This window comes from Streptomyces sp. NPDC042102, from assembly GCF_055582305.1.
The window spans coordinates 1,856,156-1,880,588 of record NZ_JBVJDL010000001.1 but is presented as its reverse complement, the minus strand read 5'-3'; the positions used below and the strand labels follow the sequence as shown (position 1 = coordinate 1,880,588).

The 24,433-nt window shown below is 73.2% G+C and carries 17 protein-coding genes and 1 tRNA gene; 11 read left to right on the top strand and 7 right to left on the bottom strand.

What is annotated here, in order from left to right; translation table 11 throughout:
* Positions 1-64: 64 nt before the first annotated feature.
* Positions 65-1,816 carry an NlpC/P60 family protein gene (locus ACZ6KO_RS07720; RefSeq protein WP_469301272.1) on the top strand — a complete coding sequence of 584 codons (1,752 nt, stop codon included), beginning with the start codon at positions 65-67 and terminating at the stop codon, positions 1,814-1,816.
* Between the two features lie 45 nt (positions 1,817-1,861).
* Here ACZ6KO_RS07720 and ACZ6KO_RS07715 read toward each other — a convergent pair whose 3' ends face one another.
* The gene (locus ACZ6KO_RS07715; protein ID WP_469301270.1) at positions 1,862-2,608 is read right to left on the bottom strand and encodes a DNA alkylation repair protein; all 747 of its coding nucleotides are present in this window, start codon (positions 2,606-2,608) and stop codon (positions 1,862-1,864) included.
* Between the two features lie 93 nt (positions 2,609-2,701).
* Entirely contained in the window at positions 2,702-3,469 is a 768-nt protein-coding gene (locus ACZ6KO_RS07710; protein WP_469301268.1) for a DeoR/GlpR family DNA-binding transcription regulator, read from the bottom strand.
* Between the two features lie 169 nt (positions 3,470-3,638).
* Between ACZ6KO_RS07710 and ACZ6KO_RS07705 the strand changes: the two genes are divergently transcribed.
* The 3 genes from ACZ6KO_RS07705 (at position 3,639) to ACZ6KO_RS07695 (ending at position 6,219) form a co-directional block, all read left to right on the top strand.
* Positions 3,639-4,889, top strand: a complete 1,251-nt coding sequence (locus tag ACZ6KO_RS07705) for an MFS transporter (protein WP_469301266.1) — start codon at positions 3,639-3,641, stop codon at positions 4,887-4,889.
* Positions 4,890-4,933: 44 nt separating this feature from the next.
* A tRNA-Met gene (locus ACZ6KO_RS07700) sits at positions 4,934-5,011 on the top strand.
* A 167-nt stretch (positions 5,012-5,178) separates the two neighbouring features.
* Positions 5,179-6,219, top strand: coding sequence for an NAD(P)-dependent alcohol dehydrogenase (locus tag ACZ6KO_RS07695; RefSeq protein WP_469301264.1), 1,041 nt, complete (start codon positions 5,179-5,181; stop codon positions 6,217-6,219).
* A gap of 45 nt (positions 6,220-6,264) precedes the next feature.
* On the opposite strand, the gene ACZ6KO_RS07690 is transcribed toward ACZ6KO_RS07695, so the two are convergent.
* The 5 genes from ACZ6KO_RS07690 to eccCa all read right to left on the bottom strand — a co-directional run bounded on the left by ACZ6KO_RS07690 (position 6,265) and on the right by eccCa (position 16,821).
* Positions 6,265-8,607, bottom strand: coding sequence for an ADP-ribosyltransferase domain-containing protein (locus tag ACZ6KO_RS07690; RefSeq protein WP_469301260.1), 2,343 nt, complete (start codon positions 8,605-8,607; stop codon positions 6,265-6,267).
* A gap of 203 nt (positions 8,608-8,810) precedes the next feature.
* A complete protein-coding gene (locus tag ACZ6KO_RS07685) occupies positions 8,811-9,455 on the bottom strand; it encodes a disulfide bond formation protein B (RefSeq protein ID WP_469301257.1) in 645 nt (214 codons plus the stop codon).
* A gap of 11 nt (positions 9,456-9,466) precedes the next feature.
* Complete coding sequence (locus ACZ6KO_RS07680; protein WP_469301255.1) at positions 9,467-9,625, bottom strand: hypothetical protein; 159 nt, start codon at positions 9,623-9,625, stop codon at positions 9,467-9,469.
* A 135-nt stretch (positions 9,626-9,760) separates the two neighbouring features.
* A complete protein-coding gene (locus ACZ6KO_RS07675) occupies positions 9,761-12,736 on the bottom strand; it encodes a hypothetical protein (protein WP_469301253.1) in 2,976 nt (991 codons plus the stop codon).
* Positions 12,733-16,821, bottom strand: a complete 4,089-nt coding sequence (eccCa, locus tag ACZ6KO_RS07670) for a type VII secretion protein EccCa (protein WP_469301600.1) — start codon at positions 16,819-16,821, stop codon at positions 12,733-12,735. Before eccCa ends, ACZ6KO_RS07675 begins: the two co-directional genes overlap by 4 nt.
* Positions 16,822-17,200: 379 nt before the next feature.
* Between eccCa and ACZ6KO_RS07665 the strand changes: the two genes are divergently transcribed.
* The 7 genes from ACZ6KO_RS07665 (at position 17,201) to ACZ6KO_RS07635 (ending at position 24,333) form a co-directional block, all read left to right on the top strand.
* Positions 17,201-17,674 carry a hypothetical protein gene (locus tag ACZ6KO_RS07665; protein ID WP_469301251.1) on the top strand — a complete coding sequence of 158 codons (474 nt, stop codon included), beginning with the start codon at positions 17,201-17,203 and terminating at the stop codon, positions 17,672-17,674.
* An 82-nt stretch (positions 17,675-17,756) separates the two neighbouring features.
* On the top strand, positions 17,757-19,136 hold the full coding sequence (gene eccD, locus ACZ6KO_RS07660) for a type VII secretion integral membrane protein EccD (RefSeq protein ID WP_469301247.1): 1,380 nt from the start codon (positions 17,757-17,759) through the stop codon (positions 19,134-19,136).
* A gap of 108 nt (positions 19,137-19,244) precedes the next feature.
* A complete protein-coding gene (eccB, locus tag ACZ6KO_RS07655) occupies positions 19,245-20,717 on the top strand; it encodes a type VII secretion protein EccB (RefSeq protein ID WP_469301244.1) in 1,473 nt (490 codons plus the stop codon).
* A gap of 63 nt (positions 20,718-20,780) precedes the next feature.
* The gene (locus ACZ6KO_RS07650) at positions 20,781-21,119 is read left to right on the top strand and encodes a hypothetical protein (RefSeq protein WP_469301242.1); all 339 of its coding nucleotides are present in this window, start codon (positions 20,781-20,783) and stop codon (positions 21,117-21,119) included.
* Positions 21,120-21,186: 67 nt separating this feature from the next.
* Positions 21,187-21,483 carry a WXG100 family type VII secretion target gene (locus ACZ6KO_RS07645; protein WP_469301241.1) on the top strand — a complete coding sequence of 99 codons (297 nt, stop codon included), beginning with the start codon at positions 21,187-21,189 and terminating at the stop codon, positions 21,481-21,483.
* Between the two features lie 170 nt (positions 21,484-21,653).
* On the top strand, positions 21,654-22,103 hold the full coding sequence (locus tag ACZ6KO_RS07640; RefSeq protein ID WP_469301239.1) for a hypothetical protein: 450 nt from the start codon (positions 21,654-21,656) through the stop codon (positions 22,101-22,103).
* Between the two features lie 40 nt (positions 22,104-22,143).
* Complete coding sequence (locus tag ACZ6KO_RS07635; protein ID WP_469301236.1) at positions 22,144-24,333, top strand: hypothetical protein; 2,190 nt, start codon at positions 22,144-22,146, stop codon at positions 24,331-24,333.
* Positions 24,334-24,433: the final 100 nt, after the last annotated feature.

The window sequence follows — 24,433 nt, the reverse complement described above, 5'->3', positions numbered from 1 at the left end:
CTCCGGCTGCACGCACGCCGGGGGCCGGTGCCGACGGCCGGATGAGGGCTTGGATCATGTACGCATGACGCACACGTCCCGGCGAACCCTGCTGTCGGCCATCGCCGCCTCCGCGACCGTTCCGTTGTCCGCCCTGGCCACCGCGCCCTCCGCGCGGGCCACACAGGGGGCCGTCGCGGCCGCGCCGGGGGCCGTCGCGGCGTCGGCCCCGTCCGGGCTCGCCGGACCCGCGTCGTCCGTGACCATGACGGCCCTGGACGCCTCGTGGTTCACGCAGGTCACGCTGGAGTCCGAGCTCAGCGCCACCGTGCTGCCGGGGGCCCCGGCCCGTACCGAGGTCACCTCGGGAGGCCGCCGGGTCGCCCTGCTCACCCACGGCGCCCGCACCGTTCTCGTGCCGGGCCCGCGGCGCACCTTCACGGAGGACAAGCAGCCGTTCGCCGAGGACTTCGGCCGTACCCTGCCCGACCCCGCCCTGGCCCCCTCCCAGCGCGTCTACTGGGGCAATTCACCGGGCGGCGGCACATGGGAGACCCACGGCCCGGCCGACAGCGACTTCTCGGTGACGCCCGGCCGCGGTCTCATCGCGCTCACCACCGACGGTACGAGCCGCTACTGCACCCTGAAGGACGACGGGATCACGGACGTCGACGTCGAGGCCGTCGCGGGCTTCGACAAGGTACCGACGGGAGACGCCTGTTCGTTCGCCCTGGTCTTCGGTCACACCTCGCCGGACAGCCACCACCGGGCCCGGCTCTCCTTCCTCACCACCGGGGCCGTCGAGCTGCGGCTGGAGAAGGTGGCCGGCGGGAACGCCACCGCGCTGGCCGCGCCCCTCACCCTGGCCACCGGCGTGCCCGCCCGGACGGCGTGGGGCATACGGGTCCTGCGGGAAGGGACGCGCATCCGGGTCAAGGCATGGCGCGCGTCCGCGGGGCAGCCGGCCGCGTGGCACGTCGACGTCGTCGACGGCCCGGCCCTCCCGGGGCGGGTGGGCCTGCGCGCACTCGCCAACCAGGGCTGCACCAGCCTGCCCCTCACCCTGTCCGTGACCGGCTTCCGGGTCGCCGACGCCGCGTGGGAGGCACCGCCGAGCGTCACCCACGGCGACTGGGTGCGGGTGCTGCCCGAACCCTTCGACGGCACGTGGACCCCGGCCCTGGAGCAGACCGTGCGCGGCTGGATCGGCTCCCCCGCCCCGGACGTTCTGGCGTACGCGGCCATGTTCCTGCCCGGCGCGCCCGCCGTGAGCGCCGGCGCGGGACCCGCCGCGGGCCGCAAGGTGCTCGGCGAGGCGACGTACAGTCCCGCCGGCCTGCGCGGCGAACGCACGGTCGGCGCCGACTTCCACGAGTTCACGGGCGTCGACTGGACCTTCCCGAACGGCACGGTCAGGGCGGCGGACCCGGCCTTCGCGGGCTCGCTCGACTGCTCCGGCTACACCCGCATGGTGTACGGCTACCACGCGGGCGTGCCGGTGGCGGACGTGCACGACGCCTCGCCCGCCCGGCTGCCGCGGACGTCCGCGCAGATGGCCGACCGCGCCCCCGGCGTGCGTCTCGCCCGCACCACCGGATCCACCGCGCAGGTCATCGCCCTGCTCCAGCCCGGTGACCTGCTGCTGTGGGATGCCGATGAGGACGGGGAGGTGGACCACGTGGGCATCTACCTGGGCGCCGACGCGCTGGGCAAGGCCCGTTTCCTCTCCAGCCGCAAGACCGTCAACGGCCCCACGATGGCCGATGTCGCCGGCGCCTCACTGCTGGACGGGGGCGGCACCTACGACAAGACCCTGCACACGGTGCACCGCCTCTGACGCCGGACGCCTTCCCCTGCCGGGCCGTCAAGGGGCAACCGGGCGCTACGGCCGTTCCGGCTGCCCCGACGGCCCGGGCGGGAGGCGGCGCAGGGCCTCCTTGCGGGTGAGCGGGGCGACGCGCGTGCCGTGCCGCTCCACCCACGCGACCACGAACTCGGGGTCCCGTACGGAGGTTTCCCGCAGGACCCAGCCCAGGGCCTTGCGGATGAAGAACTCCCGCTCGTCGACGAGGGCGTCCGCGTAGCGGGTGAGGCGGCCCGGGTCGGGGCGGCCCGTCCTGATGCCGGGCAGCAGCGCCAGGAGCGCGGAGCGGCGGAGCCAGAAGTCGGCGTCCGTGACCCACTGGTCCAGTACGGTCCCGGCCGCCGGGTCGCGCAGCGCGATCACGCCGGCGCAGTGCACGGCCAGCGGGTCCACCAGGGCCCAGGTGCGGCACTCGCGCAGCACTGCCTCGACGTCCGGCAGGTGGGTGGCGTCCAGCGTCCGCGCGTACTGGACCAGGAGTTCGACCGCCGCCCAGCGGTATTCGTACACGGGCTGCCCGGCGCGCTCCGGTGCGGACCACAGCTCCCGGGCGAGGGCGAGGACGTACGGGGCCGGCCGGGCGCCGAGCGCCCGGCGGGTGCGGGTGACGCTGCGGCGCATGTCCGGCACGCCGACGCCGAGGTGGCGCAGGTCGCTGTGCAGGTAGGCGCGCTGCTGCTCGGCCCGGACCGGGTCGGCCCGTGCGGACAGGGCGGCCCTGAGTTCCGCCGCCGTCCCCTTGGGGTCGGTGTCGTCTGCCGTCATGCCGTGTCCTTCCCTTCGCTTCCCTTCGTGCCGGAGCGGACGCCGCCGGGCGCCGGATGCGCGACAGCGGTCCCGGGGGGCCGGTCGTGCGGGTCAGTCGTCGGCCGGATGCATCACGTCGACCCCCTGGTCGCGCAGTTCCGCGACCACGGGGTTGTCGGCGGGTGCGTCCGTGACGACCAGGGCGATCTCCTCCATGGAGCAGATCCGCCCGAGGGCCGCGCGGCCGAGCTTGTCGGCGGTCGCGACGAGGATCACCCGCTGCGCGGAGGCCACGGCGGCCCGCTTCACCTGGACGTCGTCGAGGTTGTAGGCGGTGGCCCCCTGTACCGGGTCGACGCCGCAGCAGCCCAGGACGAACGTGTCGAAGCAGAGGTCCTCGAAGGTCCGGAGGGGGGTGTGGCCGTAGAACGAGAGCTCCTCCTGGCGCACTTGGCCTCCGGGCATCACCAGCTGCACGCCGGGGTGCGTGGAGAGGGCGAAGGCCGCGTGCAGGGAGAGGGGGGCGACGGTGAACTGGCGGTCGGCCATCGCCCTGGCGACGGCCACGGCCGTGGTGCCGGTGTCCAGGGCCACGGTCTCGCCGTCGGTGAGCAGTCCGACCACGGTACGGGCCAGCCGTTCCTTGGCCGGGCCCCCCGACATGGCACGGACGGCGTACGGCGGTTCCATGCCGCCGGGCAGGCTGCTCACCGCTCCGCCGCGCACCCTGCGCAGGGCACCCCGGGACTCGAGCACCTCGAGGTCCCGCCGCACGGTCATCTCGGACGCGCCGGTCGCCCGGGCCAGCTCGGCCACCGTCGCGCGGTTCTGCTGCATGAGCAGGCCCACGACGAACTTGTGCCTCTCCATCACGTTCATGTGTCTGCTTTTAGCACAGCTGGGGGATGGTGGGGCCACCGTGAACGTTTCTCACACGCGATCTGTTGAATTGAACATCCAACATGATTAATGTGTGCGCTTCGACGTGAATATCACCCGCGTACGAACACATCGAGCGTTCATACGCTCATGAACACTGAGGAGAGCGATGCCCGCCATCAGTGGGACCGACCTGCCGCAGGCCCGGAAACCGCTCCTGACGACCGTCGCCATCGGCGCCTCGTGCCTGGCGTTCGTCGTGATCGGCGCCCTGCAGGCGCTCTACGGACCGGCGATCCCCGCCCTGCGGGAGGAATACGGCCTCAGCCCCGCCGTCGCCGGGCTCAGCCTCAGCGCCCACTTCATCGGCGCGCTGCTGGGCGTGCTGGTCTACCACCTGCTGCGCGGGCGGCTGAACAACCGGGTGCTGCTCGGTGGTTCCTACGTGCTCATGGCCGCGGGCGCGGCCGGCTTCGCGCTGTCGCCGACCTGGATACCGGCCCTCACCGGCACCTTCGTCATCGGCCTGGGCTTCGGTGGCATCGACTACGGCCTCAACCAGCTCTTCGCCGTCGGCTTCGGCCACCGCAGCACGGCCATGCTCAACCTGCTCAACGCGCACTTCGGGATCGGCGCCATCGCGGGGCCGGCCCTGATCGGGCGGCTGGGATCGGACGCCTACCCGGCGGTCTTCATCGGGATCGGCGTGATCAGCCTGCTGATCCTCGCCACGCTGGGCGGTGTGGCACCGCGCGAGCCCGAGCCCGAGCCCGGGCCGGACCCGGCGCGGGGCGCTTCGGCATCCGGGGCCCGGGTGCTGCCGATCATCTCGGTGTTCATCGGGATCTACGTGCTGCACGTCGCCATCGAGACGGGCGTCGGCGGATGGGAGCCCACCCACCTCGAAGCGGTCGGCTACGGAACCGCCACCGCCGCGACGGCGACCTCCGCCTACTGGGCCGCCATGACCGTCGGCCGGTTCGTCGTCGCCCCGCTCAGCCTGCGCTGGTCCGCGCCGTCGATCCTGGTCGTGGCGTGCGCGGGCATGGCCGGCTTCCTGCTCCTGGCCACCGTCCCGGCGCTGGCCCCGTACGCGTACGTCGGCGTCGGGCTCATGATCGCGCCCATCTTCCCGACCTGCCTGCCCTGGCTCAACCGTGCCGTGCCCGGCGTGGCCGCGGCCGGTGCGTACGTGATCGCCGCCTCGATGATCGGCGGGGTGGCCTTCCCCCCGGTGCTCGGCGCGCTGATCGGCTCGGCGGACGTGCGGACGGCGCCGCTGGTGCTGTTCGGCCTCGCCGTCGTGTGCGCCGTCCTGAGCCTGTGGCTCCGCGGGAACGCGCCCGACCCCGGTGGGGTGAGTGCCCGCGGCAGGTCCCGTCCGGCCCCGCCGAGGGGTGGTGAAGGCCGGCCCGAATAAATCCCGGCGGAGTCCGATCGCTTCGCTTACGCTGGTCCTACCGACGCGGGGTGGAGCAGTTCGGTAGCTCGCTGGGCTCATAACCCAGAGGTCGCATGGTTCAAATCCTGCCCCCGCTACCACGGCACCGGCCCCTCGACCACCAGGTCGAGGGGCCGGTCGCGCGTCCGGGAGACATCGGTCGGCGGGGCGCCGACAATGAGGGAGAGGGAACAGACCTACGAGGGAGTCCGTGCCCCGGCGCTGCCGTTCGTCCGTCCGGAGCCGGTCCGGAAGGGGATGCGCTCCCATGACCACCGTCGCCGCCTACGCCGCACCCGCCGCCAAGGCCCCCCTGGAGCGTACGACCGTCGATCGCCGCGCGGTCGGCGAGCACGACGTACTGATCGACATCGTCTTCGTCGGCATCTGCCATTCCGACATCCACCAGGTCCGTGAGGGCTGGGGCAAGGCGATCTTCCCGATGGTGCCCGGACACGAGATCGCGGGCGTCGTCTCCGAAACCGGTTCCGGCGTGACGAGGTTCGCGGTCGGCGACCGGGTGGGCGTCGGTTGCATGGTCGACTCCTGCCGCGCGTGCGAGAACTGCCGGGCCGGTCTGGAGCAGTACTGCTCCGACGGACCCGTCTGGACGTACAACTCCGTCGGCAAGGACGGAGCGCCCACGTACGGGGGCTATGCGCAGCAGATCGTCGTCGACGAGAACTACGTGGTGCGCGTCCCCGACGCCCTGCCGCTGGACGTCGCCGCCCCCATGCTGTGCGCGGGCATCACCATGTACTCGCCGCTGCGGCACTGGGACGCCGGCCCCGGCAGGTCGGTCGCCGTCGTCGGCCTCGGCGGGATCGGGCACATGGGCGTGAAGATCGCGCACGCGCTGGGCGCCGAGGTCACCGTGCTGTCGCAGAGCCTGCGCAAGAAGGACGACGGCCTGCGGCTGGGCGCCGACCACTACTACGCCACCGCCGATCCGGCCACCTTCACGGACCTCGCCGGCAGTGTCGACCTCATCCTCAACACCGTCTCGGCGCCGCTCGACTTCGGCGCCTACTTCTCGCTGCTGCGCACGGACGGGGCCATGGTCAACCTCGGCATGCCGGAGGAGTCGGTGGGGATCGAGCTGGGTTCGCTGTTCGGCCTCCGGCGCAGCATGAGCAGTTCCGGCATCGGCGGTATCGCCGAGACCCAGGAGATGCTGGACTTCTGCGCCGAGCACGGGGTGGCGGCGCAGATCGAACTGATCCGGGCGGACGAGATCAACGAGGCCTACGAGCGTGTCCTCGCCAGCGACGTCCGCTACCGCTTCGTCATCGACACCGCCACCATCTGAGCGCCGGCCGCCGTCCGCCGTCCGGAGGGCGTCCCCCGACCCGGGTCAGGAGACCATCGGAGCGGCGTTCACCTCCGTCAGCCTGACCGTGTACAACCCGCTGCGCTCGCTCTTGACGTCCGTCACCTTCAGCTGGGTGCCCGGTGCGAGGATGTACTCCTCCTCCCCGGTGAACGCGGAGAAGCTCCTGATCCCGACCGCCTGGGCGGGCGTCACCTCGAAGAGCGTCCGCTTGCCGCGGCTGCCGAGGAAGGAGCGGGCCACGTTCAGCTCGGAGGTGCACGAGGAGACGCCCCACCAGGTCACCGTGCGGCCCACCGGGTACTGGTTGCGCAGGTCCAGCGACACACCGCGCCACAGAGGCTGCGTGTGGGACGGCAGCCCGGAGAGCGCCGAGAACAGCAGCCGCAGGTACGGCAGGTAGGGCGTGACCCTGCTGCGGTCGGGGGACCGCAGGACCGCGTTGATCTCCCGGTAGAACGCGGACTCGCAGGTGTAGAGGTAGAGCGCGGCGATCTCGTCGGCGGACAGGCCGGTGGACGTCTCGTCCGCCCGCCGCTTGCCGAAGTGGTGGGAGCGGTCGATGTGTCCGGCCAGCCCGGACAGCGTCTTGGCGACGGGGGCGACGGCGTCCTGGAAATCCATCAGCGGGGTGTCGAACACGCCGGTGATCGCCGGGAGGACCAGGCCCTCGTCCTTGACGCTGGTGAGGCGCTCCAGGTACAGCTGGTGCAGGTTCATCGTCGACTCGATGAAGGCGCCCATGCGGGCCGCGACTCCCCCGTCCGCGCCGGCCGCCGCCTCGTTCCAGCCCTTGCTCGGCAGCCAGTCGATCGCTTCGGCACCCAGTGACGTGAGCGCGTCGTTGACCAGGGCGAAGTGGTCGCCCTCGCAGAAGATGTCTCCCTGCGCCGCCGGGTTCGCGTGGTCGATGTGCCGGACCTCGACGTCCGGGTACTTCTGCTGGAGCAGCAGGACGACCCTCTTCAGGCTGCGGGCGTGCGCGCCCCACCAGGCGAACACGATCCCGCGGTCCTCCTCGGCGGCGTCCTGCTTGGCCTTGAGGATCTCCTCGACGATCCGTTCGGCGACGGGCCGCCAGAAGGCCGTGTGCTGGTCGGTGCCCATCGCTCCGTCGCCGCTGGCGGTGAGCGAGGCGTTCAGCAGCAGCACGCCCTGCGTGAGCATCGCCTGGAACCACTCCGGCGGCTGGACGGTCTCCTTCTCCTTCAGCAGCGCGCGGACGTCGGCGATGGGCGTCTTCTTGGCGATGCCGTACTTCCACATCGCGGCCGCCTTGATGAGGCAGCGGATGCTGACGACCCTGCCGAACTGGCTGTCCTTCCAGTCGCTGAAGGTGTTGTCGAACATGGCGATGCCGGTCGCGCTCTCCGGCCGCGGGTAGGGGTTCTGGCCGAAGGCGACGACCTTCCACTTGTGCGGCGGGTTGGGCTTGAGCGCCTGGAAGGTCAGCTCGCGCACCGGCACGACCTCGGGGCTGCGGCCCTTGCCGATGAACCGGGCGGCGTCGGGCTGGGCCTCGATGACCGGCTTGAGGAGCGGCAGCCAGGGCTCACCGCCGCCGTCGAAGAGTTCCGTGAGCGCCAGGGGGTCGTGGGCGTCGGCCTGGGCCTGGGCCTGTGCCTGGGTCGGCGCGGCGCCGTCGGTCACGTCGGTCATGGGGGAAGCACTCTCGGTCGTCGTGGTCGGGGCAGGGGCAGGCTGCACGGACTTCGGTGGCACGATGCGTACCCGCTGTTCGACGGGGGCGTCGTCGATGCCGCTCAGCTGCGCGACGATCGTGGCCCGCAACTCGTCGTCGTCCTCGAACCAGTGGTCGTGGAAGAGCGTGTAGCCGGTCCACATGAGGTTGGCGCACACCCTGGCCGGGACCCGGCCGGTCTGCGCGCCCATCCCGACGAGCGCCACGGAGCGGATGCTGCCCGGCGCCTTCCGGTTCTGCCGGTGAACGGCCTGGAACGCGGCGGCGCAAGCCAGCGCCACGTTCAGGGTGTCGCTCACGTTCTGGGAGGACTGCACCATGGTCGGCGTCGATATCAGGTACCGGGGGGTGGTCGCTCCCGACGGGACGCAGACCGCGCTGCCGACGGGGAGGACTCCGGCGAACCGGTCGCGGATCGCGCGCCGCACGCGTACCTGGATGCCGGCTCCGAGGTGACGCTTGATGGCGGCGTCGACCCCGCCGTCCATCCGGCCCCGGGAGTTCGTCGGGGTGACCCAGGCGTCGACGTCCTCCCCGAGGATCGAGCCCCTGCGGATCTCGATGCCGGGGGTGTCCGCGAACGCCGCCCGCCACGCCTCCACCACGCGCTCGTTCACGTCCGTCAGCACCACCCTCAGCGTGGGCTGAGCACTGCTCTGGGTCATCGTCCACTCCTGTCGGGAAACGGGCCTGACCGGCGGATCACGGCCCCTGCAACACCTCGAACGTATCCCCCACCACTGACAACGGTGCTTCGGCCGGGGGACGCTGACCCGTCCTCAGGGCAGACGCGACCGACGGCGGCCGGGACCCCTCGAAGGAGTCCCGGCCGCCGTCGTCGGCGTGCGTCAGCGGATGGCCCGCGACCTCACAGCAGATCGGTGAAGAACTGGTAGCCGGTGGGGTCACCGGGCATCTGCCAGTGGAAGCCCTGGAGGAAGAAGCAGGCGACCAGGTTGCTGACCGCGAAGAACACCAGGACGGCCAGGGTGAAGCCGCTCGCGCGGCGCAGGGCCGGGGAGACCTGGGCGGCTCCCAGGGGCTGGAACTCCCACGCCAGCACGAGGTTCACGGCCGCGGCGAGCACGGCGACCAGGAAGGTGATCGCGGCCCAGGTGTACAGGTGCAGGCCGAAGAGGGCGCCGGCGTAGCCGGGGTCCGGGGGCACGATGTGCATCAGCACCTGCGAGGCGGAGACCGTGCTGCCGATCAGCGCCGAGACGATGGCGACGCCCCACCCGGACGCGAACTCCGCGGTACTCACGGCGCCCTTGCGCGAGCGGGCGATGATCATGGCCGGGCCGAGTGCGCTGAGCAGCATGAACATCCGCTGGAGCAGGCACATGGGGCACGGGTACTCCCACAGGCCGAACTGGAAGACGTACGCGCCGCCGATGGTGGCGCACATGCCGAGGACGTAGGCGTGGGCGAACCAGAGACCGAGGCGGTGGGTGAGCCGGGCCGGGGGAAGCGCTTGGCCGGCGACCGTTGCGGTGGATGCGGTGGTGGTCATGGGGTTCCTCCTCAGAAGCTCAGGCCGAAGGCACGGTCGAGGTGGGGAAGGAACGCGAGCGTGGTCAGCGCCAGGGTTCCTGCCCACAGTGACAGTCGCGTCCTGCGCGGCCAGTCACGCAGTACCGCCCATACGCACAGGGAGATCAGGAGGAAGAGGAGGGTGTACATGGCGTCCTTGCTTCATCGGAAGGCTCTTGCCTCCACCCTCGTCCGGCCCGTCGGCCGCCGGTAGGACCGGCCGGCCGATGGCCTCATAAACCGGGCTTATGCCCCGCCCGGCGACCGCCTACGGCGCGTGAGTTGTCAGTGGGCGGCTCCCGGGGACAGGTGGTAGCGGGCGGCGTTCGGCACGGGGCGGCGGTCCTCGGGGGCGAGCATGTCCCTGCGCTCGAACCAGGCGGTCAGCCGGACCCGTGCCTGCTCGTCCCGCTCCCGGAACCGGTCGTCGACGGCGCCGGCCGATCCCGTGCCGCAGCCCGCCGTGGCGGCCTCGGCGGGCGAGATCTCGCGCAGGAGGACCCGGATCGGGCCCTCGTCGTCGTCGGGCGGCCGCAGGGCCAGGACCGAGAAGGCCGTACCCGGCGGGAACACCACCTCGGGTTCGTCGTCCGGGCCGCCGAAGACGGACGTACGGCGGCCCGTGGTGGACCAGACGCCGAACTCGACGGAACCCTCCAACTCGGCGTCGCACGCCGGGACCGCCGCCACCGGGGCGGGCTCGACGAGCAGGGAGCCCGGCATGTACCGGTCCAGCGGCACGTCCTCGGCCGGGGCCGCGAGCATGACGGCCCCGTAGTGACCGGGCAGCCGGCGCAGGCCCGAGCCGAGACAGCGCAGCAGGTGCGTCAGGGGCCCGGGCCCGGCGGCCCGGGCGGCCTCGACGAGGCCGGCGCGGGAGACCGGGTCGGGGCCGTCGGCGTGGTAGAGCGCGACGGCGACCATGTCGGGCTTGAGGTCGTCCTGCGGCGTGGACCGCAGGGACGGCAGCCGGGAGGCCAGCAGCTCGGCCTTGCCGGCCAGGAGGTGGTACCGCTCGCCGAGCAGCTCCCGCAGCGCGGCCCGGTCGCCCGGACCACTGCGGGCGGCCCTGGCCGGAGTGGCCGCCGCCGTGACCACGGGCGGGGTGGGAGGACCTGCCGAGGTCACCGCAGGTTCCACGGGCGCCTGTTGGACAGCCGCCTGAGCCGCCGGGGCGACCCGTGAGCCGGCCGCCGTGCCCGCATCCGGCCCGGAAACCGGTCCGGCCGCGGCCGGCACGACCGGGCCCTGATCTGCCGGGCCCAGGTGCGCCGGGGCCGGGGACCGCGGCAGGTCCGCCTCGCCGCCGGCCGGACCGGGACCCGACGAGGAGGCCGGGTCCGAGCCCCCGGCCCCGGCCAGTGCAGCCGCAGCATCCGCCGACCCACCGTCCGCGTCGGCCGGAGTGGACGAAGCAGACGCCGACCCACCCTCGGCACCCGCCGGTGCGCCCGCGCCCCTCGAGCCGGCCGGTACGGCCGGGACTTGCGCCGACCCGCCCTCGGCCCCGGACGCACCGGCAGCCGTGCCAGCCGGTGCAGGCAGAGCGGGCTCGGACCCTGCGGCCGCCGCGGCCCGTGCTGGCGAGGCAGGCGTGGGGCCGTCCTCGGTCCTGGCCCGGGCGGGGGCGGGTACGTCCTCCGCCTGGCCGAGCCAGTCCAGGCCGTGCGTCTCGGCCCACGCCCGCGCGGCCCGCGTGTCCGTCCCCGGTCCGTCGGCCAGCAGGCCGTACGGCGCGGTGGCGCCCAGGTCCGGCAGGGCGGCCAGCACCTCGGGCAGGGCCTCCCAGACCTCCGGGCCGGCGCCGTGGGCCCGGTCGCCCACGACCAGCACCGGTCGTACCGGATCAGGGCGCAGCGCGCGGGGCCACGGGTGCTCCGAGCGGCCCTCCGGGCGCAGCCACACCCCGGCCGGCACGGTCTCCAGCACCCACCCCTCGCACATGGCCCCGTGCACGGCCGGAGCCGTCGTGTCGAGCCCGGGCAGGCGCAGCCACGCCGAGGGGACGACCCGGCGGTGCTCGGGCGAGGCGGTGAGCTCCACCAGGAGGGGCTGCCAGGTGGGCGTACCCCGTTCGTCGAGGAACGTCGTGGCGTAGTCGTCGGCGGTGCGTACGGGCAGGCCGACGGCGACCCGGACGGTCCGGCCGAAGCCGGCGGCCAGGGCGGCGGCCATGCCGGTGAGTTCGGCCGGGCCGGCCCACGGGGCGGTCAGGACCAGTCGGTCCGGCTCCGGGGCTGCCTCGCGTACGAGGTCCAGCAGGTCGGTGGCGGGCAGCGTCGGCCGCTGCGGTGAGCCCACGCCGAGGAGCAGGTCGTCGGGCCGGACTCCGATGAGCGGCTCGACGGCCTGTGGCACCTGCCCCAGCCAGAATCCGCCCGGAACGGGCCGGTGGCACGGTCCGCCCTGCTCCGCGCCGCCGGCCGGTCCGCTCGCGAACCGGTGCGCGCCGCCGCTGGACTCCGCCACCACGGGGACGGGCGGGGCCGGCGGCACGGCGCCGCCGCCGAGGGGGGCCGGTCCCTCGGAGCCGCCGTCGTCGGACCCGCGCGCCTCGGGGGCCGTCGGCTCGGGAGCGGACCGGGTTCCAGGGGCGGACGACGCCACGGGCGGCGTCCGCTCGTGCGGGTCCGGGGTCGTACCGCTCGACCGCGCGGACACCGGCTCCCCGGTGTCCGCGCCGTACTCGGTCGTCGGCGCCGGCGGCTCCGGGACCTGCCCGGCGTCCGGGCCCGCCTCGGCCGTAGGTCGCGGCATGAGCCCCCGGCCCGGGGCCCCTTCCGCCGGGCTGCCCCCTGCGGGCACCCGTGGCGGCCACGTGGGCTCCAGCGCCCTTGCCGTGAGTCCCGGTTCGCTCAGCCACCACGTGCCCGGCGGGGCAACGCGCAGGGAGCCGTCCGGTTCGACCGTGACCATGCCGTCCGGGGCGATCACGGGGAAGCCGGCCGTCGTGGCCACCGCGTCGACGGGGCGGGCGCCGTCGGGGCCCGGAGCGGCCAGGCCCGAGGCGGCCAGCACCAGGCAGGCGGCGCCGCGGCCGGTGGCCCGCTCCACGAGGTCCGGCAGGCTGCGGCGCAGGACCGGCGCCGCGTCGGGCGCGGCAGCCAGTACCAGCAGGGCGTCGGGCGGCGGCGCGAGGCCGGTGAGGGCTGCCGTCAGGGCAGGCTCGGCCTCCTCGGGGGCGATGACCAGGTGCGGCCCGACGGGCCACAGCCTCGATCCGGTCGCCGTGACGGCGGCGTCGGGCGGCGGCGTGCTCATCCTGGGGTTCCGATCTGCGCGTCGTGGCCGGGGCCGTCGGGGTCGAGCAGCGGCGTCTGCACCTGCACCGTTCGGCGGCGGGTGATGTGCAGGGCGCGGCCTGCCGGGAGCACCTTCGGCTTGGTGTTGCCGAAGAGGTAGCCCTCGCTCGGCGGACAGGACAGCAGCACGGCGGGCGTGTTGACGTCCTGGAGCTTGCGCAGGAGCTGGTCGGCCAGGCCCCGGCCGGCCCCGTTCGCGGAGCGGGCGACGATGACGTGCAGGCCGATCTCGGCGCCCTGGGCGAGGTGGTCGATGACGGCCGCGAACGGGTGCGCCGACATCGAGCCGCCCACCAGGTCGTAGTCGTCCACGAGTACGAACAGCTCCGGCCCGCTCCACCAGTCCCGCGCCCGCAGCCGGTCGGGGGTGATGTCGGCGGACGGCACCCGGTTGGCGATGGCCTTCCCGGCGCCGGTGACCATCTGCCGCAGCGGGTCGGCGGAGACGGCGTAGCCGAGCCGGTACTCCTCGGGCACCGTCTCGTACATCTCGCGCCGGAAGTCGACCAGCATGATGCGGCCCTGGTCGGGCGTGTACGCGTGCATGATCTGGGTGGCGATGTGCTTGAGCAGGTTGGTCTTGCCGGACTCGCTGTCGCCGACGACGATCAGGTGCGGGTCCTGCGAGAAGTCGTGCCACAGCGGCTGGACGTCGTGCTCCTCCAGGCCGAGCGGGATGCGCAGCGAGCCCTGCGGCTCGGGCAGTTCCGCCGGGTCCAGCAGCAGCGGCAGCATCCGGACCTCGGGCGCCCGGGGGCCCGTCCAGTGGTCGGCGACGACGTCGACGAGGTCGGCCACGCCCTCGCCGAGGTCGTGCGCGGTGCCGATGCCGTCCGTGCGCGGCAGTGCGCACAGGAAGTGCATCTGGTCGTCGGTGAGTCCGCGTCCAGGGATCTTGGGCACCTTGCCGGCCGCGCGCATGTTGATGACGGAGTCCACCGCGTCGCCCAGGCGCAGTTCGAACCGGGTCTGGAGCTGGTCGCGCAGGGCTCCGGTGATCTCGCCCCAGCGGGTGGTGCCGATCAGCAGGTGGACACCGTAGTTGAGGCCCCGCTGGGAGAGCAGGGTGAGCGCCGGGACCAGGTCCATGAACTCCTGGCGCAGGGTGTTCCAGCCGTCGATGACCAGGAACACGTCGCCGTGCGGGTCGTCGGGCAGCTCCCCGGTCGCCTTCTTGCGGCGGAAGGCGGCGACCGAGTCGATGCCGAGCTCCGCGAAGTACTTCTCGCGGCGGGTGATGACCGAGTTGACCTCGGCGATGGTCCGGGTGACCCGGTCGGGGTCGTGGCGGCCGGTGACCCCGCCGACGTGCGGCAGTCCGCGCAGGGCCGAGAGCGTGCCGCCGCCGAAGTCCAGGCAGTAGAACTGCACTTCGGCCGGGGTGTGGGTGAGCGCGAGGCCTGCCATGAGGGTACGGATCAGGGTGGACTTGCCGGACTGCGGGGCGCCGGCGATGCCGATGTGTCCGTCGGCTCCGCCGAGGTCGGCCACGAGCAGGTCGCGCACCTGCTGGAAGGGGCGGTCGATCACGCCGACCGGGACCTTGAGGCCTCCGCGCGTCTCCCCCTCCACGGTGAACCCGTGGACGGGGTCGGGCCCGAGCGGGGGCAGCAGTTCGTCCAGCGTCGGGGGGACGTCGAGGGGCGGCAGCCACACCTGGTAGGCGGGCGGCCCGGCGTCCAGGAGGCGCTCGGCGGCGATGTCGAGGAGCGACCGGGTCTCCTCCACCTCCGGCTCCGGCGTCTCCTCCGGTACGGCGGGCAGCGTGCGGGGGGCCACGTAGCCGGTGCCGAAGGCCACGACCTGGCCCTCGATCACGGCGCGCCGGGCCGAGGGGCGCAGCTTCTGCTTGTACGCGCCGGAGACGTAGGCGGCCTTGAAGCGGGTGAGGGTGGAGATGTCGCTGCGCAGGTAGCCGTTGCCCGGCTGGGACGGCAGCTGGTAGGCGTCGGGTACGCCGAGCACGCCCCGGGACTCCATCGCGGAGAAGGTGCGCAGGCCGATCCGGTAGGACAGGTGGGACTCCAGCTGGTGGACCCGTCCTTCGTCCAGGCGCTGGGAGGCGAGCAGGAGATGGACGCCGAGGGAGCGGCCGAGGCGGCCGATCATGACGAAGAGGTCCATGAAGTCGCGGTGGGCGGAGAGCAGTTCGGAGAACTCGTCGACCACGACGAAGAGGGTGGGCAGCGGGTCGAGCGGGGTGCCCGAGGCGCGGGCCGTCTCGTACTCCAGGAGGGAGGAGTAGTTGCCCGCGGCGCGCAGGAGTTCCTGACGGCGGATCATCTCGCCGTGGAGGGCGTCACGCATCCGGTCCACCAGGTCCGCCTCGTCGGCGAGGTTGGTGATGACGGCGGAGGTGTGGGGCAGCCGGTCGAGCCCGAGGAAGGTCGCGCCGCCCTTGAAGTCGACGAGGACGAAGTTGAGGATCTCCGAGGAGTGGGTCAGGGCCAGGGCCAGCACCAGGGTGCGCAGCAGCTCGGACTTGCCGGAGCCGGTGGCGCCGATGAGCATGCCGTGCGGGCCCATGCCTCCTTGCGCGGATTCCTTGATGTCGAGGTCGATGGGGCTGCCGTCGGGGCCGAGACCGAGCGGGACGCGCAGCTTGTTGGACTGGTTGCGCTGTGCCCACTGCTGCTTGACGTCGAAGCGGTACAGGTCGTGGATGCCGAGCAGGGCGGTGAGGTCGAAGTCGGTGGCCAGCGGCTCGCCCGCCTCCACGCTGTCGCCGAGCCGGTAGGGGGCCATCGACGCGGCCAGGCGGGTGGCGGCGGGCAGGGCGAGGCCGTCGGGGCGGCCGAGCGGGGTGGTCTCGTCCCTGCGGTTGCGGTCGGCGGCGACCATCTCCAGGGCGCTGTCGGAGCCGTCCGGGTTGCCGGTGATCCGCAGCCGGAGGGTGAGCCGGCTGTGCTTCCACTCCAGGGTCGAGCCGACGTCGACGACCGTGGCGTTGCGGTAGCCGCCGAGGGCCGCCCGGTGCGGAGCGGCGAACGTCGCCCCGTCGAGCACGATGACCGTGTACGGCTCGTCGCGGCTCGGGGTGGCATCGGGCTCGTACGGCGGCCGGGCGCCGAACTCGTCGCCGAGCAGCTGCTCCAGTTCACCCATGGTGCCGGCGACGAGCCGGAGCGGGCCGGCGCCGTCGGTCTCGCTCGGGTGCAGGGCGTGCGGCAGCCACTTGGTCCACTCCCAGTGGACGCGCCGGTCGGGGGCCGCGACCACGGCGATGCGCAGTTCGTCGGGCGCGTGGAAGGTGGCGAGCTGGGCGAGGACGGCCCGGACCAGCGCGCGGGACCGCTCCTGGAGCTCCCCCGGCTCGCCCGGCTCCGCCCGCTCCCCCGGGGTCACGGCCGGCGGGTCGGCGGCGGTGGCGGACCCGGTGGCGGACCCGGTGGCCGTGTCCCCGTCCGCCGCGCCGCCGGGCCCGGGACGTGCGGACCCGGCCCGGATCAGGACGTGCGCGAAACCGCGCAGGTGGATGGCGACGGGCTGGCCGGCGACCGCGGCGTACGCGTGGATGAAGCGCCGCAGCGCATGGGCGCTGAGCGGTTCGAGGTCCTCGACCGGCTTGGTGGCGAGCGGGGCCAGGCGCACGGCCAGCCGCTGCGCCCCGAGGGCGATCCGTACGTCGCTGAAGTCGGGGTGGGAGGAACGCCGCTCCCACAGGCGGGAGGTCCGTACCAGGGAGGCCAGCTCGGCCGGTTCCGGGTTGCGCCAGGCCAGGGCCTCCTGCTGGCGCCGGATCTCCTTGCGGACCTGGCGTCGCATCTGGGTGAGGTAGCGCAGGTAGTCGCGCCGTTCGCCGGTGAGCTCCTCCTTGCGGTCGGCGTTGCCGCGGATGATCTGGGTGACGACCATGCCGATGGCGGACACGGCCATGGTGCCCATGGCGATGTACGTCATGAGGCCGCCGTTGGGCCGCAGGAAGATGAACACCATGGACAGCGAGGACAGCGCCATCGGGACCATCGTGATGATGTTCCCGAGGCCGTTCTGCTTCTCGGGCAGCACCGGCGGTTCCTGAAGCTGGATCTCGCCGTCCGGCATCTCGGGGCCCGGCCGCCGTGGTGGGCGGTTGACTAGCACCACGCTCAACGAAAAAGCTCCTCACGCCTCACCGGCCGACCGGTGTCGGCGGTCTCCTTGCCCAGACGGGAACGGGTGCGCGGTGCGGGGTGGTTCAACCACGGCTCAAGAGGGGTGGTGAACCCTCGGGGTCCCGGCAGACGTTGCGTACGCCGTCGGAGCGGCAGCGGACGAACGGTGAAAGAGTGTGTGCATCTACGGGCGCATCCCCGGCCCTCGCGCCGGCCGGTCGCCGCGGTGGCCGGGGCGGTGGACGGGACGGTGCGGGATACGGCGCCGCGGCGTGGTCCGTGGCGGTGGGAGCTGTGGGAGACAGGTGCGGGCGGACGATCACACACAGGTGCACGACGAGGCGCGGGCCGGCGGCAAAGCATCCGGCGGCGACGGCGCGCCGGCGGACCGGGACGGGCAGGCGCACGATCCCGGGCGGGCCGACGAGGTCCGGGCGCTGCTGCGCTCGTGGGCGGCGGAATCCGTCCCCGCGGCCGACCCGGCCCCCGGCACCGCCCTGGACGTCCCGCGGGCCGCCGCGGCCGAGGTGACGGACGCGGCGCTGCGCCTCCTGGGGCTGCCCGCCGGCGCCACCTGCCCGGCCGGGCCCGACGCGCCCGACGCGTACGGCGGCCGGTCCGTCGGGCACTTCGAGGAGCTGTGCCGGATCGCACGGGTCCTGGTGGTGGACGAACACCCCTCGGCGGCCGGCTGGAGCGAGGACGAGCGGGCGGCCGTGGCCCGCTGGACCGCCGTACTCATCGCGCGCGACGGCGAGGACGGCGTGCAGGCCCTGCTGCGCGAGCTGCGCCGGGGCCACTGAACCCGGAGCCCGGATCCACCCGTTCAACTGGCCGCTGAGGGCGCTTCGGCCTCGGCTGAACAGCGGGAAGGACACGCGGGCAGTGAGCGGTAGCGCGGTGGCGGGGCTGTGCCGATTGAGATTCCACGGACCGCACAAGGTGGTCGAGCTCTCCGTGCCGGCCGACGTGCCCCTGGCGGACCTGTTGCCGACGATCATCGGCTACGCCGGGGACGACCTCGACGAGGAGGCCGTCGAGGCGGGTGGCTGGGTGCTCCAGCGGCTCGGTGAGGAGCCCCTGGACGACGAGCGGTCGGCGGAGGCCCTGGGCCTGCGCGACGGCGAACAGCTGTACCTGCGGCTGCGCCGGGAGTCCCTGCCGGCCGTCCACTTCGACGACGTCATCGACGGGGTCGCGGCCGGCCTGGAGGCGCGCGACGACTCCTGGCGTCCCTCGCTCACCCACCACGTGACGCTGGGCCTGGCGCTGTTCGCGCTGGCGGGCGGTCTCGTGCTGCTGGCGCTGTCCCGCGACATCGGCCCGCTGCGCGCGGTCACGGCGGCCGTGACCGGTGGACTGCTGCTCCTGGGCGCGGCCAGCGCCGCCCGCGCGGTGGGCGACGCCGGGGCCGGTACGGCGCTCGGCGCGGCCGCGGTCCCCTACCTGGCCCTGGCCGGTGTGCTGCTGCCGGCCGGCAGCGGTGACCTGACCGCGGCCCGGCTGCTGGCGGGAAGCTCCGCGGCCGCCGGCGGGGCGGTGCTCGCGCTGGCCGCGGTGGCCTGCTCCGCGCCGCTGTTCCTCGGACTGCTGGTCACGGCGGTGGCCGGTACGGTCACCGGGGCCATCGCCCTGGCGGGGCTGGGCGCGGTGGAGACGGCCGCGCTGCTGGCCGTGCTGGTGGTGGCGTTCGGGGCCTTCCTGCCCGGGCTCGCCTTCCGGATGTCGGGGCTGAGGCTTCCGGCGCTGCCGCGCAGTGCCGACGAACTCCAGGAGGACATCGAGCCGTATCCGGCGGGGGACGTACTGGACCGCAGTGCGGTGGCCGACGGCTACCTGACCGCGTTCCACGTCGTGACCGCCGTGCTCTGCGCCGGCTGCCTCACGCTGATCGCCCTGGGGTCCGGCTGGCCTTCGGTGGCGCTGGGGGCCGCGCTGTCCCTGCTGCTGATCCTGCACGCCCGCGAGGTCGGCTCCCTGTGGCAGCGCCTGGCCCTGATCCTGCCCGGTGTGTACGGGCTGGCCCTGCTCACCGCGCGGTGGGCGGTCACGCTCGACGGCACCGGCCGGCTGGGGCTGATCGCCGGGCTGACGATGGTGGCCTCGGCCCTGGCCATCGCCTCGTGGACGGTGCCGGGGCGGCGGATGCTGCCGTACTGGGGCCGGGCCGCCGACCTGCTGCACAGCGCGCTGGCGATGAGCCTGCTGCCGCTCGCGCTGACCGAGGCCGGAGTGTTCGCCTGGGTCCGCGGGCTCACCGGCTGATCCACGGCCCACCAGCGACCGGCCCACGGCCGGAACCGGCGGCGCACCGCGCCGTACCGGCAGCGGCCGCCCCGGCCGTCACAGAACCGTTCTCGCGGAGGAGTTCACATGCAGTCCAGGCGCGACCAGGTGCAGGCCCACCTGTTCGTGATGAGCAGACTCGGGGCCGGCATGCTGCGGGGCGAACCCGACGCGCTGGACCTGCCGACCCGGCGCACCACGCGCGGGGTGCGCATGGGGCTGTTCATCGCCGTACTGATCGCCCTGGTGATGGGCCTGTACGGGGCCATCAAGCCGGGCGGCGCGACCGGCTGGGCGAAGCCGGGCACCCTGGTGGTGGTGAAGGAGACGGGCGCCCGCTACCTGTTCGTCGGCGGGCAGCTGCGGCCGGTGCTCAACCAGGCCAGCGCGCGGCTGGTGGCCGGGGAGAAGATGACCGTCTCCCAGGTGAGCCTGAACTCGCTGCGGGCGGCGCCGCGCGGCGGACCGGTCGGCATCGTCGGCGCGCCCGACGGGGTGCCGGTGCGGTCGCAGCTGGTGAACGGGGCCTGGCTGGTCTGCGGGCTGGTCAGCCGTACCCCGTCCGGGGAGGCCGCGCCGGTGCTGTCCGTGGCCGTCGGGGCCGGGGGGCCGGGCCAGGCCCTGTCGCCCGAGCAGGGGTTGCTGGTGGGGACCGCCGACGGCACCCGGCACGTGCTGTGGCAGGGCAAGCGGCTCCGGCTGAACACGGCCGAGGGGGCGGGCACGGCGCTGGGCTACGGTACGGCCGTCCCCTTCCCGGTGGCCCCGTCGTTCCTCAACGCGCTCCCGGCCGGCCCCGACCTGTCGCCGCCGGACGTCCCCGGGCGGGGCTCGGCGGGTCCCGCGCTGGCCGGGCACCAGACCCGGGTCGGCCAGTTGTTCACCGGCCCGGCGGGGGAACCGTACGTCCTGACCCAGCAGGGTCTCGCGCCGCTCGGGCAGGCCCTGTTCGAGCTGCTGCGCGGTGACCCGAGGACGCAGCGGGACGCGTACGGGGGTGCGCCGCCGGCCGCCGCGGCGGTGGGCGCGGCCGATCTCGCCGCGCACGCGGCACCCGCCGGGACCCTGGCGGCGGCCGGGCTGCCCGCGACACCCCCGAGACTGGTGAACGCCGGGGCGGGGCAAGGGGTGTGCGCATCGGTCCAGCCTTCGCCGCAGGGGCCGCGCACCCTGGTGACCGTGGTCGACGCGGCGGCGGTGGCGGGGGCGGCGCCGGCCGCCCAGCCGGGTGTGGCGACGGGGTGCGGCACGGCCGACCGGGTCCTCGTACGGCCGGGCGGCGGGGCCCTGGTCCGGGCGCTGTCCGGGGCGGGTGCGGGCGGGACGACGTACCTCGTGGCGGACAACGGGGTGAAGTATCCGCTGCCGTCCGAGGAGGCCCACAAGGCCCTCGGCTACGGCGGCACGGCCCCCGCGGGCCTGCCCTCGACCCTGCTGGCGCTGCTCCCGACCGGCCCGGCGCTGGACCCGGCCGCGCTGGCGTCGGCGGGCCTGGTGGAACCGCCCGCGGGCGCCGCCGGAGCGCCCTGCTCCGGCGCCTCCCCGGCAGTGAACCCCTAGCCGGGGCGGGCCCGTTCACCCTGCCGGGGAACCCAGCCCGTACCGTCCGACCAAGGAGACCAGGTGCCCGACAACCTCGATGCCAACCTCAAGGTATCGTCAGCGGTCCTCACGCAGACCCTCGACCGCCTCGAGGGGCACGTCCAGACGATGGAGCGGTCCTACACGCAGTCCGAGGACATCGCCACCGAAGTGTCGCGGACCATGGTGTCCACGGCCGGCCAGAAGTTCGTCGCGAAGATCGAGAACTGGCAGCGCGGCTACCGCTCGGTGATGGCCGAGTACAAGGACCTCGTCGAGGCCGTCCACTACACCAGCAAGGTCATGACCGACACCGCCGGCGAGGCGGACTCGAACATGGACCTCTGGACCAGCGACGTATACGACGTCCTGGGCAAGTGAGCCCGGCCGGCTCACCCGATCCCCTCTCCGCTGCCCTCCCGCCGCCCCCACCACCCAAGGAGTCCCCATGAGCGAAATGGACATGAACATCCAGCACGCTCCGCTCGCCGAGGCCAACGAGCGGATGCGGCAGGTCGCCGCGACCATGCACAACGCGCTCGATGACATGGTCAAGCAACTCGAAGCCGTCAAGAACGAGTTCACCGGTGAGGCGGCCAAGGAGTTCGACGAGTTCAAGCGCGCCGTCAGCATCCTGGACCAGCAGCTGTCGACGCAGTTCAACCAGGGCGCCGACCTCCTGGAGAACGCCCACAGCATCATCAGGAACGGCGACCGCAAGAGCGCCTACCTGTTCCAGCGCTGACCCGCCCGGCGCCGGCAGGCGCGGGCGGACCCGGACCCGGCCCAGGGCAGCAGCCCGTGGGCCGGGTTCTCGCACGTCGAGGGTGAACCACCGCGTGCGGGGCCCGCGTTCTTCCTGCCGGACGACACCGCACGGCCACAACCACCCGACACGACGGCAGGAGAGGTCCCATGGCGAGCACGCCCCCCAAGGACGACGAGGGCGAGAAGGATTCGTTCGAGATCACCGAAGCGGTCCTGCTGGACTTCGCCACCAAGTTCGAGAGCCTCCTGAAGGACATCGGCGAGAGCCCCTCGCTCCAGAGCCTGACCCAGTGGGCGAACGGGAACCTCATCGGTGACGACGGCAAGCTCCTGCCGGGCAACACGAGCGAGCTGGCGAGCGCCGGCGAGGTGCAGGCGGCGTTCCAGGCCCTGTGCAAGCAGGTGACCACCGGGCTCAGCACCTTCCGCGGCGTCGCCGACAGCGGCTTCCTGACCCTCAAGACCATCAAGACCATCCTCGACAACGCGTCCGACGACGCCATCAGCGTCACCGAGATGTGGGAGATCCTCAACTCGATCCAGGCGGGCGCCAAGACGCAGCCCGTGGACACGCCCGGCCCCGGTCCGAAGAAGTAGCCGACCACCCTCGCCCTGCCGACAGGAGTTCCGCGCGATCATGCCGGTGAACAAGAAGTGGGAAGAAGCCCTCAAGGTCTTCATGGGTACGACCGGCAATCTGGTGGACCGCGACGCGGTGGCCGGTGCGGGGTCGCCCCGATGGGTCGTCGAGAAGAGCCTGCGGATCGTCCAGGACGCGTCACCGGCCCATGACTGGAGCAAGACCTTCGACTTCCACTGGAGCGGCTACGCAACGCTGACCACGGGCTCGGGGGAGAACGTCGTTCCGCCCGTCTTCTACGTCGTGGGCTTCAACCTCGACTGGAAGAACGTCTTCGACAACACGTCATCCAAGTGGAACTTGTGGTTCCGCGACCCTGACAAGACCCTCACGTCCCTGGTGGCCTCGCCGTACAAGAACGACGTCGTCAACGCCACGACCTTCGACCACGCCGCGGCACAGGTCAAGGGGATCGTGGAGTGGTTCGACCACTGGGTGCCGACCATCAAGGGCTGGGCGGACTCGATCGACTCCGACGCGTCCGACTGGAAGGGCAGCGCGGCCGGCTCGTTCCGGAAGTTCCTGAACGTGATCAACGTGGAGATGACCAAGGTCAGGCTCGACCTGACGGCGCCGTACGACTACATCACGATGCTCACCACGACCAGGGAGCAGCTCGCGAAGTCCACCCTGGGCATGTACAACGGCTTCAACACCTGGAAGCAGACGCCGAACTCCAATGCGGTGAACCTGCTGCGCGAGGTGTTCAACCAGGTCATGACCGGTGCGCAGATCCAGGTCAACTGGCAGCCCTATGCGTACGGCGACACGTACGGCTACGAACCGGTCCTTCAGAAGATCGTCGACAGGGACGGCTCGGACGTCTCCAACGCGGTCTGGGTCGACGGTGTCGAGGGCGAGGCGAAGAAGCGCTGGCTGACGAACCTGACCCTCCTGGACACGACGTCGAGCGAACACGTCGGCGCGCTGGACACCGCGTACCTCAAGCTCGCCGGTGCGCTCAAGGAGGGCGTCTACCAGCCCAACATCACGATGCCGGGCGGCGGGACGGGGCCCAACGGACCGAACGGGCCGAACGGGCCGAACGGGCCCACCAACAACCCCCTCAACGACCTCCTCAAGAAGAACCAGGGCGAGAAGAACCCCCTCGGCGGGGGCAAGGGCCCGGGCGGCGCGGGCGGCCCGAAGGACATCCCCAAGCCGGGCGGGGGCGGCGGCACCCCGGGCGGCAAGCCGCCGGGCGGCATTCCCGGCAACCTGCCCGGCAAGGGCGGACCGGGTGGGCTGCCGGGCAACCTCAACCCCGGCACCTCGCCCGGGACGGGCGCCGGCGGCAACCTGCCGTTGCTCGACAAGAACGGCAAGCCGGTCCTCGGCCCGGACGGCAGGCCGGTCATGGTGCCGCCCGGTTCCCGGATCGGCAAGGACGGCAGGGTCTACGACAGGAACGGCAAGCCGGTCCTGGGACAGGACGGCAAGCCGGTCATCGCGCCGCCCGGCGGCAAGGTGGGCACGCAGCCCACGAACGGCCAGCCGGGCACCGGCCAGCCGCAGGGCGGGCTGATCCCGGGCACCAACCCGTACGACCAGATCCGGCTCCCCGAGGGGGCGAGGGTCCTGGACAACGGCACGGTGGTGGACGCCGACGGCAAGCCCCTGCTCGACGCCAACGGCAATCCGTACGCGCTGCCCAAGGGAGCCACCGTCAAGGACGGCATCGTCGTCGATGCCAACGGCAAGCCGCTGAGCCGTACGAACCAGCTCCTGACCAACGCCGAGCACGCGATCGGCTCGCGTCCGCCGAAGCTCACCACCCAGAGCGGCGGCCTGCCGCCCGGCCTCACCTCGGGTGGCCGGGGTCTCCCCTCGCTGGAGGGCCTGTCGTCGGGCGGCGGCCTCGGTGACGGCCCGAAGCTGAAGGGCAATGCGGCAACGGTCGGCGCGATGACCGGGATCAGCGAGCGCGCGGCCCAGAACCTCGGGCCGCTGTCCTCCGGCAGTCCGGCCGTCGCGGCGGCCAATGCCACCGGCGAGCAGCAGCGGGCGGGCCTCGGGGCGGGCCAGCAGCAGGCGCCGCCCCCGATGATGCCGCCGATGAGCCCCGGTGCGGGCGCCGCCGGCCAGCCCAACCAGGGCAAGGACCGGCAGCGCACCACGTGGCTCACCGAGGACGAGGAGGTCTGGGGCACGGACACCGGCTCGGTCAGCGGAGTGATCGGCCGCTGACGGCCGTATCCACCCGGCCCCTCCCCCGGCCGTGGCCGGTCCCCGCGCGGGCCCGGCCACGGCCTCTTCTCCCTCCCTTCCGCCCCAGCACGTACGCACC

Coding starts and splice junctions, on each gene's coding strand:
- ACZ6KO_RS07720 (WP_469301272.1), top strand. CDS start 65: ATGACGCACACGTCCCGGCGAACCCTGCTGTCGGCCATCGCCGCCTCC.
- ACZ6KO_RS07715 (WP_469301270.1), bottom strand. CDS start 2,608: ATGACGGCAGACGACACCGACCCCAAGGGGACGGCGGCGGAACTCAGG.
- ACZ6KO_RS07710 (WP_469301268.1), bottom strand. CDS start 3,469: ATGAACGTGATGGAGAGGCACAAGTTCGTCGTGGGCCTGCTCATGCAG.
- ACZ6KO_RS07705 (WP_469301266.1), top strand. CDS start 3,639: ATGCCCGCCATCAGTGGGACCGACCTGCCGCAGGCCCGGAAACCGCTC.
- ACZ6KO_RS07695 (WP_469301264.1), top strand. CDS start 5,179: ATGACCACCGTCGCCGCCTACGCCGCACCCGCCGCCAAGGCCCCCCTG.
- ACZ6KO_RS07690 (WP_469301260.1), bottom strand. CDS start 8,607: ATGACCCAGAGCAGTGCTCAGCCCACGCTGAGGGTGGTGCTGACGGAC.
- ACZ6KO_RS07685 (WP_469301257.1), bottom strand. CDS start 9,455: ATGACCACCACCGCATCCACCGCAACGGTCGCCGGCCAAGCGCTTCCC.
- ACZ6KO_RS07680 (WP_469301255.1), bottom strand. CDS start 9,625: ATGTACACCCTCCTCTTCCTCCTGATCTCCCTGTGCGTATGGGCGGTA.
- ACZ6KO_RS07675 (WP_469301253.1), bottom strand. CDS start 12,736: ATGAGCACGCCGCCGCCCGACGCCGCCGTCACGGCGACCGGATCGAGG.
- eccCa (WP_469301600.1), bottom strand. CDS start 16,821: ATGCCGGACGGCGAGATCCAGCTTCAGGAACCGCCGGTGCTGCCCGAG.
- eccB (WP_469301244.1), top strand. CDS start 19,245: ATGCAGTCCAGGCGCGACCAGGTGCAGGCCCACCTGTTCGTGATGAGC.
- ACZ6KO_RS07645 (WP_469301241.1), top strand. CDS start 21,187: ATGAGCGAAATGGACATGAACATCCAGCACGCTCCGCTCGCCGAGGCC.
- ACZ6KO_RS07640 (WP_469301239.1), top strand. CDS start 21,654: ATGGCGAGCACGCCCCCCAAGGACGACGAGGGCGAGAAGGATTCGTTC.
- ACZ6KO_RS07635 (WP_469301236.1), top strand. CDS start 22,144: ATGCCGGTGAACAAGAAGTGGGAAGAAGCCCTCAAGGTCTTCATGGGT.